The 11325-nt window shown below is 64.4% G+C and carries 7 protein-coding genes; 5 read left to right on the top strand and 2 right to left on the bottom strand.

Annotation, left to right across the window (positions count from 1 at the left end; all coding sequences use genetic code 11):
* Positions 1 to 13: 13 nt before the first annotated feature.
* The 3 genes from AC5592_RS30720 to AC5592_RS30710 all read left to right on the top strand — a co-directional run bounded on the left by AC5592_RS30720 (position 14) and on the right by AC5592_RS30710 (position 3656).
* Positions 14 to 685, top strand: coding sequence for a hypothetical protein (locus tag AC5592_RS30720; RefSeq protein ID WP_063066217.1), 672 nt, complete (start codon positions 14 to 16; stop codon positions 683 to 685).
* A gap of 311 nt (positions 686 to 996) precedes the next feature.
* Positions 997 to 2280, top strand: coding sequence for a radical SAM protein (locus AC5592_RS30715; RefSeq protein WP_063066216.1), 1284 nt, complete (start codon positions 997 to 999; stop codon positions 2278 to 2280).
* The gene (locus tag AC5592_RS30710) at positions 2277 to 3656 is read left to right on the top strand and encodes a radical SAM protein (protein ID WP_063066215.1); all 1380 of its coding nucleotides are present in this window, start codon (positions 2277 to 2279) and stop codon (positions 3654 to 3656) included. The genes AC5592_RS30715 and AC5592_RS30710 overlap by 4 nt, the downstream gene beginning before the upstream one ends.
* Here the strand turns inward: AC5592_RS30710 and AC5592_RS30705 are convergent.
* Positions 3653 to 4528, bottom strand: a complete 876-nt coding sequence (locus tag AC5592_RS30705) for a glycosyltransferase family 2 protein (protein ID WP_063066224.1) — start codon at positions 4526 to 4528, stop codon at positions 3653 to 3655. The two genes, AC5592_RS30710 and AC5592_RS30705, sit on opposite strands and share 4 nt — an antisense overlap.
* Positions 4529 to 4769: 241 nt before the next feature.
* Here AC5592_RS30705 and AC5592_RS30700 point away from each other — a divergent pair, with 241 nt between their 5' ends.
* Both AC5592_RS30700 and AC5592_RS30695 read left to right on the top strand, forming a co-directional pair.
* Positions 4770 to 6056, top strand: a complete 1287-nt coding sequence (locus AC5592_RS30700; RefSeq protein ID WP_157122337.1) for a hypothetical protein — start codon at positions 4770 to 4772, stop codon at positions 6054 to 6056.
* Positions 6053 to 7171 carry an SNIPE associated domain-containing protein gene (locus AC5592_RS30695; protein ID WP_084507430.1) on the top strand — a complete coding sequence of 373 codons (1119 nt, stop codon included), beginning with the start codon at positions 6053 to 6055 and terminating at the stop codon, positions 7169 to 7171. The genes AC5592_RS30700 and AC5592_RS30695 overlap by 4 nt, the downstream gene beginning before the upstream one ends.
* 37 nt (positions 7172 to 7208) lie before the next feature.
* Here AC5592_RS30695 and mobF read toward each other — a convergent pair whose 3' ends face one another.
* Complete coding sequence (mobF, locus tag AC5592_RS30690) at positions 7209 to 11318, bottom strand: MobF family relaxase (RefSeq protein ID WP_063066212.1); 4110 nt, start codon at positions 11316 to 11318, stop codon at positions 7209 to 7211.
* Between the last annotated feature and the right edge of the window lie 7 nt (positions 11319 to 11325).

Here is an 11325-nt window from a genome sequence, read left to right as displayed (position 1 = left end):
AGACAGTGCCTGTATGGCCGAACAGCAGCAACCAATAGCAGTCGGCTTGGTCCGCGCGGACGTATCGGGACTGCGACTGCCGGAACATGTCGATAAGATCCGCCGCCACGCCGAGAAGATGGGCTACGCCTACAGCTACACCGTGAGAGCGCCTGCGGACATCCCCGATCCTGTCGGTTACGCGCTCGGAATCGCGTCCGTCTCGAGCGCCGCCGCCGTGGTCGTCTACGACCTCGAGACTGTCGATCACACACCGAGTCGGGTGTGCGAGATGTTGGACCTCGAGACTGTCAGTCCGCCTGCGACCTGGGCGGTTGCCATGCCTGGCATCGCTGGCCCGACGCATTCGCACCCCGAACATCCGCTCACGGTCGAGTCAGCTCACCTGATTATGCAGCAGCATTTGAACTGTCGTGCCTTCGAATGTCCGCGGAAAGCCACCGCGTACAGCTGCCTCGTTCGCGCGGGCAAGATCGTCCCGCCGGTGGACAGTCCGCGTGAACGAGCTGCCGCACGGGGCTTGCCGTTCCGCCCACGTCGCCAGGGCCGCGGTTCACTGCCTGAAGGCGTGAGTCTGACAACCTTGCTCGACGTCTTGGGCGGGCTTACCGACCTGGAAAGCGAGGCGGGTGCTTCCGCAAAAGCCGATCCGGTAACTGGTAGCACTGCGACGGAGAAGACCTAGCAGGCCGTCATGAACTTTTCGGAACGATCTGCAGCTCAGTGTGATTCGCCTCTTCCGAACGAACCGGATGTGTTGCTTCGTGTCCGAATCGGCCTCTTGCGCGGACAGGAATTGAGGTTCGTTGCCTGCGAGTCGGCGGCCCGCCGGTTCGCCCAGTACTGGGTCGCCTATCACCGGCCCGACACCGTGACGTTCGCACCACCGGTTCGAACGTGCCCGCGGCTCCCATGCGAGCGCCTGTGGGCACTCCCTTAACCCGGTTTCGGCGTGCCGAGACATTCACAAAAATTCGAAATCTTCAGGGAGGGAATATGATCAACGAGACCAGACCATGCGCGCCCGAGGATGTCGGTCGCTTGGTGCGGCTGGTGATCGACGCTGTCAACGAATGCAACTTGCGCTGCCTGTACTGCCATCCCGGAGAGGTGTGGCGACAGCAGCAGTTGCCGCTGCCTGCAGTGTGGGCGGCGATGGAAGCCGCCGAAGACGCCGGCGTGCTCGAAGTCGTGCTCACCGGCGGTGAGATCACCCTGCATCACAGCTTGCCGGGCATCCTCGCAGCCACACATCTGTTGCGCCGGACAGCCTCGACACTGATCACCAACGCCACCCAACTCTCCTCACCGATCATCGACGGCCTGGCAGCGTCGAATCTCACCCGCATCTGCACCAGCATGGACGGCGCGACCAATGACGTCCACGGTTCCGCCCGTGGCAAGAACCTACCGAAAGTGTTGGAAGGCCTGCACGCGCTGAAACAGACAGGCAAACCGATCACCGTCATAACCGTTGTCCACCAACATAATTGGCGGGAAATGGTCGAGTTGAGCGCTTTCCTTGCCGTGAACGGGCTCGCGTCGCAGCATCATCTGTGCGCGCCGAGCTATTCAGGTCAGGCCCGGGCGCACTATCCACGGCTCGCCCTGCGAGAGAGCGAGTTTCATGCCGTGCAGGAATTGGTGAATCGCCACCATCGAGAACTGGCAGCCGCGGGTCTGTATCTGACGTTCAACTCCATGTGGCCGGCGACCGGCGTCCGGCCGTTGGCCACCAACCCCGCACGCACGATCACCTTGCAACAGCTCTCTGAGCAGGTCAAAGACACCCTCTGTAACATCCGCCCGAACGGTGAGTTCCGATTGCAGGCCGCCACCTGGGGCCGCGAAATGGTCGGCAACGCAGTCCTCGGCTCAGTACACGCCCGACCAGTGGCCGAACTTCTCGCACACGCCGAAACGCTGCTGGACCAGGGAACCCCGCGCCAACTTCCACGAGAAGTCGAGGCACAGCACAAGTTTCAACTCGGCGCCACAGCGAGCAGAGACACGACCGAACAGCTGATCGGCCGCATCGACGGACCGGCTCTCAAGGCCGACTTGATTCCCATCCGCAGCATCGACCAACACTGGCTGCTGGAGAATCCCGCCGATACCACCGACATCGCCGCACAGATCAGCGCGAGTCCAGACAACTACCGCGTCGTGCGGCACCCCAGCGGCATCATCCTGGCATTCGACCGATCGCGATCCTTGATCACGCTGCTGACTCCCGGCGAATGGGCCGAAATCGTTGCTGCGACGAAGGTGATCGCATGAAAAACACCTTGGTAGACAAGGCCTACCGGTTCCTCCGCAGCGACGACGAATTGGCTCGCCTGACGACCGAAGTGCTCGATCACGCACCCGCAGACACCGCGGTCCGCGCCGCGCTCGTCTGCCACCTTGCCGCCCCGCACACGCCAGCCCTGACGCTCGCCGAACACGTTGGCCTGGATGTTTCTGCCGTACGTGACGTCTATCGATTCGCGCGAACGCATCCTGGACTGCAGCAATTGGTCAGGTCGCTCTATTACCCTCACCGTTTGCGCTCGGCGTTCGCCGCGGCGACGGTGGCCGAATGGCTGCGACGGCCCGATGTTCCGCAGCGCATCCTGGCGCGTGAGCCGGTGCTGGCAGGCACGGTGGAGATCCATCCGACCCGCGGCACCTGCAACTATCGGTGCCGCATGTGCCTGTGGTCGGACCAGGCCGAACTCACCTACGCCACCAAGCAACTGGACACCGGTGGTCTGATGACCGTCAACGACTGGCACCGACTGCTCGACGAGCTCGTCGTGGCTGGCGTGCGGCGTCTCGTTGTCTCCGGTGGCGGCGAGGCGTTGATCAACCCCGACCTGCCCGACATTCTCGGTCGGGCGGCCGATCTCGGTTTCGAAATCCACGTCTACACCACAGGTTTCGCAGCCCGGCCAGGCTCCAGATTGTTCGCAGCGCTGCTGCGGTGCCATCGGATACGGTTCTCGGTGCATTCCTGCGACCCGGTCACCTACGACCACATCGCCGGCACACGTCCACGCCAACACGCCTTGGATCGAGTCGCCGCCAACCTCGGCGCGCTACTCGACGAACGCCAAGAAACCCCGGCACTGGGCGTCGGCATGGTGGTCCAGCAGGCCAACCACGCACAGATCGAGGCGATGACCGACTTCGCCGAAGCCCTCGGCGTCGACTGGCTCGACATCCGCAAAGACGAAGTCGATGTCACCGATGATCTCGACCCCGCCCAACTGGAGGTCGTTCGTAGACAGCTGAGGGCCGTCCGTGCCCGGGCTGGTGGTGCGACCAGGATCGATATCGGTGATGAGCTGGTCGCGCTCGCCAACGGCCTGACGCCTGATCGATCACGCACCACGGAGTGTCTCGGTCGCTGGTTCCGCCCCACGATCGGAGCTTTCGGACATCTGACCCCCTGCGATCTGAAAGCCGAACCACGCTTCGCTACAACAGGTTACGACCTCGGCAACGTCAAACGCACCCGCGTCCTCAATGTGATCGCCACCTCGAACCAGCGACGAATAGGCGACGACTGCGCCCAATGCATGCCCAGCTCACGCACCGGCAACGCGATCGTTCACAAACTGCTCGCCGACATCCAAGCCGGGGTCGGCCTGGACGAGCAGCCGTTCGTCTAGCGGTCCTTTATTCGCTGCAGCAGCGCGGTCCGCGCCACCGCCGCTATCCCACGCACGACAAGCCCGGCCGCGACCAGCGGTGCGAACACGATCCAGGGCGAACCCTGGTGATAGTCGCAGTAGAACCGTAGCGCGCTGCGGTGGTGGGAGCGGACCTTCCGGAACGGTGCGGACCGCATGCTGCCGCCCTCGCGGTGGCGGATCTCGACCCGCGGATCGAGCACGACGCGCCACCCGCCGCGGTGCATGTCGAGGGCCATCTTGGTTTCCTCGAAGTAGAGGAAGTAGCGGTCGTCGAACCCACCTACTGCTTCGAAGGCTTCGCGTCGAAACAGCATGCAGCATCCCGAAATCCAGTCCACGTCACTGACTTCGGTGACCGGGTTGCCGAAGTATCGGCGCGTGGCCGGGTTGTTCGGCCAGATACCGCCCAGCAATGCGTGTGCGATACCGACCGCGAGCGACGGGAAACGGCGTCCGCTGGGGTACGGTTGGCCGTCGAGGCGCAGGATGCGGGGGCCGATCATGCCGATCCGGTCATCGGTCTTCGCTGTGTCGATGAGCGCTGCGATCGACCCGGGGGTCAGCTTCGTGTCGGGGTTGGCGACCAGGATCCACTGTCCGCCGGTGGCCGCAGCGCCCTGATTGATCGCCGCTGCCAGCCCGACGTTGCGAGTGTTGCGGATAACTCGACCGCCGCACTCTTCGACGATCTCGGCGCTACGGTCGGTGGAGACATTGTCGATGCCCAGCACGTCCACGGTGTACGGCTCCACCGCCGCGGGCAGGGTCTCGAGGAATCCGGGAAGATCTTCTGCACTCTGGTAGGTGACCAGGGCCAAGCCGACAGTCTTGTCATCCGCGCTGGGCATGCCGGCGAACATATCACCCCAGCCATAGACACGCCGACGCTGCAGATCGACGTCGACGACGTCAGCCTTCGGCAACGGCGATGTGTGGCGTCGGAGCCGGGGCCTCGACCCGTTTGAATGGAGGCAGGCGGGGGAGGTGCCGATCCACCGGCGAGTCCGCGTAACGTTTTGGGGGTTGCAATCAGATAGCGAGGCAAGAAGTTTCGCGCACCTTGGGAGTGTGCGTCCAGGAGCTCGCTAGATGAGAGGCGGATCGACGGTGGGCCGCAGGCGGGGCTTTTTCGCGGAGTTGCAACATCAAGCGAGAGTCGCTGAACAGCGACGGCAGCGGGAGCACGCCGCGGCGGTGCGCGCGCATAACCAGGCAGTTCGCGAGACTGAGCGAGCTCGCCAACGCGAGGAGCGGGCGCGCGCTGCATTGTCGCGGGCGCAGGAGAGCGAGCGGCGTGCAGCCGAAGCAGCGGCGCTGAGGGCTTATCGTGACCGGCGCGTCAGCGAAGCAGAGGCCGCGACGGCCCGATATGCGGAGATCTACGACCAGATCGACACCATATTGGATGCGACCCTCGACATTGACGACTATGTAGATCTCGAGTCGCTTCGTCGCACCGCTGAACATCCTGAGTTCGCTCCTGGGGCGTTGGCTACGCCTGTCCCTCATCCGGCGTGGGTGCAGGCGCCACCTGAGCCGCAGTTCACGCCGCCACCCGAACCGGCCGGGTTGGGAAAGCTGTTCGGAAAGAGCAAGTACGAACAGCAGGTCGCGGCTGCGCACCAACAGTGGCAGCAGGCGCATGCTGCGTGGCTGCACCATGTGCAGGTCGACATTCCTGCTCAGAATCAGCGGTTGCAAGCCGAGCATCAGGGCTTGGAAGTCGTGCGCCAAGAGCGGCTCAGCCGGGCTCGCGCGGACTACGAGGAACAGTGCCGACAGCGCGAGGCCGCTATCGCGGAACACAACGCCCGTGTCGACGACCTCATCGCTCGGCTAGCTGCTGACCAGCCGGCTGCCATCGACGAATATGTCGGGATCGTGCTGTCCAACTCGACGTATCCGGACGAGTTTCCCGTCGACTACGACTACACCTTCGACGGCGAGCTACGGGAACTCACCCTGTCGGTCACTGTGCCCGCGCCCGACTCGATACCCTCGATCAAGCAGGTCAAATACATCGCCGCGTCGGACGAGATCAGGGAAACGCCCCTGTCGCAGAAGGATCAGCGACTGCGTTACAACACGGCGGTGACCTCGGTGGCTCTGCGTACTCTGCACGAAATCTTCGAGGCAGACCGGGCCGAGCGCATCGAATCCATCTCCATGACCGTGGCCACTGTCGCTACCGATCCTGCAACGGGTCATCCGGCCGAGGTACCTTTCGTCGCCGCAGCGGTGTCGCGTGAGCAGTTCCTGCACCTGAATCTGGCCGAAGTCGAGCCAGCGGCCGCCCTGACAGGCCTTCGCGCCCTCGTCTCGAAGAATCCGTTCGCGCTGACCCCGATCGCAACGTCCAGCGGAGTCCGGCGATGACCCCCGACCCAGTCCACGACCCGTCTACTGAACTGATCCGCCTCCGAGCGGAGAACCACGATCTGCGAGTTCGCTTGCAACAGAGCGAAGATCAGAGCGATGCTGACCTCGTGGCCGCGGGGTTCTACACATATCAACACCCGCTCGAAGACTCCACCGCATACAGCGAACATCTCGCGAAACTTCGCGGTGAGCTCAAAGAAATGATCCGAAACAAGGCCGCGATCGAGACATCGCCGGGGTTCATCTATGACAACTCCCTTGCCAAGGGGAAGAAGATGACCAGCGACCTGGCCCAGTTGATGCTGCGCGCATACAACGCCGAAGCCGAGAACTGCGTCCGCTATGTCAAGGCAGGCAACCTTCGGGCAGCGATCACCCGGTTGGAGAAGTCAGCGGCAGCAGTTGCCCGGCTCGGCGCGATGATGGACATGCGTGTCAGTCCCGGCTACCACGACCTGCGCGTCGAAGAACTCACTCTCACCGCCGAGTTCCTGATGAAGAAGCAGGAAGAAAGGGACGCCGCACGCGAAGAGCGGGTACGACTTCGAGAGGAAGCGCTCGCCCAGAAGGAGCTCGAAGCCGAGCGAGAACGACTCGATAAGCAGCGCCGACACTATGTGAACGTGCTCGCGGCGCTCGATACGTCAGATCCAAACCGTCAGGACATCGAAGCGAAGCTCGCTGACGTCGATGCAGCCATCGAACGTAACGACTACCGGATCGCAAACATCCGAGCAGGTTACGTCTATGTCATCAGCAACCTCGGAGCCTTCGGCCCTGGAATCGTCAAAATCGGCCTTACTCGTCGCCTCGAGCCTATGGACCGCGTGCGCGAACTCGGTGACGCGTCAGTGCCCTTCTGGTTCGATGTCCACGCTCTGTTCTTCTCGGAGGACGCCGTGACGGTCGAGGCAGAACTTCATCGGCGGTTCGCGGACCGCCGAGTCAATCGCATCAATCTCCGGCGAGAGTTCTTTTATGCCACACCGCTTGAGGTCAAAGACCAGCTAGCCGAAATCGCCGGACACCTCATCGAATTCACAGCCGAGCCCGAGGCGGAACAATATCGGCTGAGTGTTTCGATGGGTGCGTCATCTGCCACACGTGCTTGATCGCTCTCGCCGTGCGGGATCGGCACGTTGCCCCTGGTCACAGATCAAGGTCGTATCCGAGCCCTTGATCGGGGCCGGACACATCTGGCCAGAGCGGCGTTTCGAGTCGGTCTGTGCTTGCTGCCACGGCAATGTCGATCGCTGCCTGAATCTTCGCGCCCTGGACGGTCGAAACATCGTCCGGCGGAACGGCTTCCGATTGAACCTCTGGTGCTATCCCTGTCGACGGATCACGGAGTTCGAGGCGGTGCCAGAGAGCTGCGGCGGGCATGTCGTCGGGGAGGGGACGCTGTGCGGCGGCGCTGGTGAGGAGGGCTTCGATGTCGTGGCCGGCGTCGGCGGCGGTGTCGAGGTGTTGGGCGAGTGTGGGCCACCAGGGGTCGGTGGTGATTCGGATGTCGATGCGTTTGGCGAGTGCGGACCAGGTGTGGGTGGCGGTGTGGAGATCGCCGAAGGCGTCGGTGACGTGGGTGTCGAGCCGGTGTTGATGATGGCGTTCGGTGGTGGGGTAGCGGCGTGGTCCAGTGGGGCGCAGGTCGGTGTCGGGGATGTGGTGGGCTGCGCGCCAGACGGCGAGTTCTGCTACGAGGGAGGGGTTTTCGAGTAGTGGTTGTGCCCATGGTGGGGCGGTCGAGGGTGTCCATGTTCTGGTGTCGCTGGTGATTTGTTGGGTGAGGGTGGTGATGATTCGGGCGCGTGCGTCGAGGTGTTCCCTGAGCGGGGTGTCGGTGATGTGGTGGGGGTGTCGGGGTGTCCAGGGCAGTGGTCCGGGCTGGGTGGAGTGTGTTCCGGTGGTGTCGAGGCGCCAGTCGAGGACGGCGGCGGGGTCGTGGGCGGTGTCGAGTTCTCGTTGGGCGGCTGCGGTGTGGAGGGCGTGGATGGGGTCGTGTCCGGTGAGGGCGAGGGTGGCGAGGTGGTGGCGCAGGACGGTGTAGGCGGGTGCGTCGGTGAGTCCTGGGTGAAGGTTGTCGGCGGCGGTGTCGATGTGGTGGAGGGTGTCGGGGCCGAGGGTGTGTTCGATGGCGATGCCGGTGGCGTCGAGGTAGGTGTCGATGGCGGGGCCGAGTCGTTTGTGGGGGTTGAGGGTGTCGCGGAGGTGGTTATGGGCGCTGGTGTGGGTGGCGTCGCGGGCGAGGATGTGTTGCAGGACTTCGGTGCTGGTGCGGGGAAAGAGCGCGGGTTCTGTCCAGGGGGAGGCTTCGCTGTGGTCGGCGGTGGTGGGGATGTAGGCGTGGTTGGTGTGGATGCCGCGGGTGAGGGCGACGTAGAGCTGGTTGCGTGATTCGCGGCCCGTGAGCACGGTGTGGCAGGTGTCGGTGGTGATTCCTTGGGCGGAGTCGAGGGTGAGGGCGTAGCCGAGGCGGACGTGTTCGGCGACGTAGTCGACGGGCAGGAGTGTTGTGGCGCCGGGTTTTCCGTTGTTGGTGTGGTGTGTGGCGGTGAGGCTGCCGTCGGGGTGGACGGTGGTGATGGTCCAGCGGTAGCCGTTGCGGACCCAGTCGGTGTCGCCGACGGGGAGGCGGGGGTTGTTGCGTCGGGTGCAGATGATGTCGCCGGCCGAGGCAGCGAGGCCGTCGGCGAGGACCACTTCTGGGCCGGGGTCGTCGGTGGTTCGGGTGAGGCGGTCGGTGCGGGCGCGGGTGTTGAGTTCGGTGACGATGTCGTGGGTGGTGGCGAGCATGAGTGTGTTACGGCCGTGGTGGTGGTCGGCGAACCATGCGCTGTAGGCCTTGTCGGCGACCGCGGCTGGGCTTCCGGAGTGGATGCGTTGGTGGTCGAGGTAGAACCCGAGTGCGGCGGGATCGCCGTCGCGCAGCATCAGGCTTGCGCGGGCTTCGGCCGGGGAGACGAAGCGCACGACCTCGGTCAGAGTGGGTGTTTCGGCGCCCTGGGTTGTGTTGATGCCGGTGCCGCCGGGTTCGATGGGGGGCAGTTGTTTGTCGTCGCCGAGGCATCGGATGGTCGCGTCGCGGGTGGTGAGGAATTCGAACAGCCGCAGCCGTTTGTCGTCGCCGAGCTTGACGTGCTCGTCGACGACCACCAGCGTGCGGGCGTCGATCTGCAGCAGCCATTCCGGTAACGGCGGCGGATATGTCGAGTCGGAAAACGGCTTTGGGGCGGGTACGTGCTGGTCGAGGATGTGGAGGAGGCGGTCGACGGTTTCAACTCGGATGCCGGTGTTTTCGGCGAGGATTGCGGCTGCGGCTGCGGTGGGGGCGAGGCCGAGGACGGTGCCGCCGGAGGCCCGCCAGGCGTTGACGAGCACGCGCATCGCGGTGGTTTTTCCGGTGCCGGCGGGCGCATTTGCGACCGCGATCCGTAGGGGTGAGGACGCGAATTCGGTGACGACTGCGACCTGTCCCGCGTTCAACTGCTTGCCGAGATTGGCGGGGTCGGTGTTGTAGGAATGGATCGCGTCGGCGATGACATCGGCGGGAAGTGCGCGGGCGCCGGGCTGTATCGAGAGGTCGAGGAGGCGTTGTTCGGTGCCGAGCCGACGCGCGGAAGTGTAGGTCCGGCTGCCGGGAACGGTGTAGAAACTGGTGCCGTCGCGGCGTCGGAGGACCTCAGGTGAGTGTTGAAGGACAGGTTCGGCGTTGATGTCCGGGTCGCCGCGGGCGAGGGATCTGGTGGGCGATAAGGCTTCCCGGACGACGGCTTCCACTACGTTGGGCCAATGGTTCGGGTGTAGTTGGCCGCGGGTTTGGCGTTCGGTTTCGGCGCGGATGTGGTGGTGTTGCCACACCGAGCGTTGCCCGGAAACGACGGCGATGACCTCGTCGGCGGTGCGAGAAATCCACGCCTGGTCGATCGTCGGACGAGTGCCTGTTGGGCGATCGAGCACCGAGGAGACGGTGTCATCGACCGCGTCCGACCCGCGGAGCAGTGTCGCTGCGTCGTGGTGCCAGTCGTGGCGTTGCTGGGCGTAGGAGCGGGAGAGGTGTTTGGCGGGGCGGGTCTCGAGGGTGGCACGCTCTGCGAGAGCGAACAGCTCTTTCGGGGTCGGCTCCCGTCCGAGCTGGTGCTGGAACGACACTGCGAGCGAGCCGAGTCGGTCGGTGATGGCGGCGTCGCGGCGTGACCAGTGGCGGATCAACTCGAGTGGGATGCCGGTGATTTCGCGGATGGGTCGCTTGTTCGGTGTGGGTGCGGGGCGTTCGGTGAACTGTATGCCGAGGCTGGTTTCGAGGTGGTGTTCGAGGCGGGTGTTGTAGATCTCGCTGACCACGACGAGGTTGCGGTAGATGTGGGTGGCATCGAGGGTGCGCCATTTGCCGTCGAGGGCGCGTACCCGGTTGGCGATGAGCATGTGGGTATGCAGATCGGGGTCACCGGAGCGGGATTCGCGGTGGGTGAAGCGCGCGGCAACGAGTCCTTCGACGTCGACTTGCCGTACCCCGCGGGCGCCGAGGCGGGTGTAGGTGGCGTTGTTCTCCAACCATGAGATGGCGTCGTCGACGGCGGCATTGTGGGCGGCCTGGATCGCATCTGCGATGGTTTTGGGGGCGATGGCCCACAGCGCGGACACACTTTTGACGGGGGAGAAGGTGATGTCGAACCCCGCCACCGCGGTCGATTGGGGGCGGGAGATGCGGGCGACGAACCCGGACAGTTCGCGATCGTCGAGCGGTGCGCGGTCGTAGTTCTCGACGAACATCGCTGTCGCGACATCGGTCCGGATCTGCGCACGGAGGTCTTCAGCGATGGCGGCGTTCGCATCGAGGCCGTGGGAGAGGTTGTGGTCACGGTAGGCCTGGGCGCATCGGGTGCGGAATTGGTTGTCGCCGTGGCGGGCGGGGAAGGCTTTGCCGAGTCGACTGGCCTGTTTGGCGGCGTGGACGGCGTCTTTGGGTTTGGCGCCCTTGTCGATCGCGTCCGTGACGATCTGGTATTCGATGGCGGTGGCGTTGGGGTGGCGACCTTCCCCGAACAGGCATCGCATCTGGTCCTCGGTGACTTGGTCGCCGGGTGAGATGTCAAGGGTGGCGAGGCCGCTGCCGTGCCAGGTTCCCGGTGCTTCGCCGCGGGTGGAGTAGTAGTCGGCCAGGCTGGAGTTACCGAGGTCGGTGGCGTCGGCGGCGGCGACCTGGCGTTGGTAGTACAGGTAGCTGGTGCCGGCGAGGATTTTGTGCAGCGTCGCTGTCACGTATCCA

The organism is Nocardia violaceofusca NBRC 14427 (assembly GCF_963869435.1).
GTDB classification, from domain to species: domain Bacteria; phylum Actinomycetota; class Actinomycetes; order Mycobacteriales; family Mycobacteriaceae; genus Nocardia; species Nocardia aobensis.
This window is presented reverse-complemented; position numbering and strand designations above follow the sequence as displayed.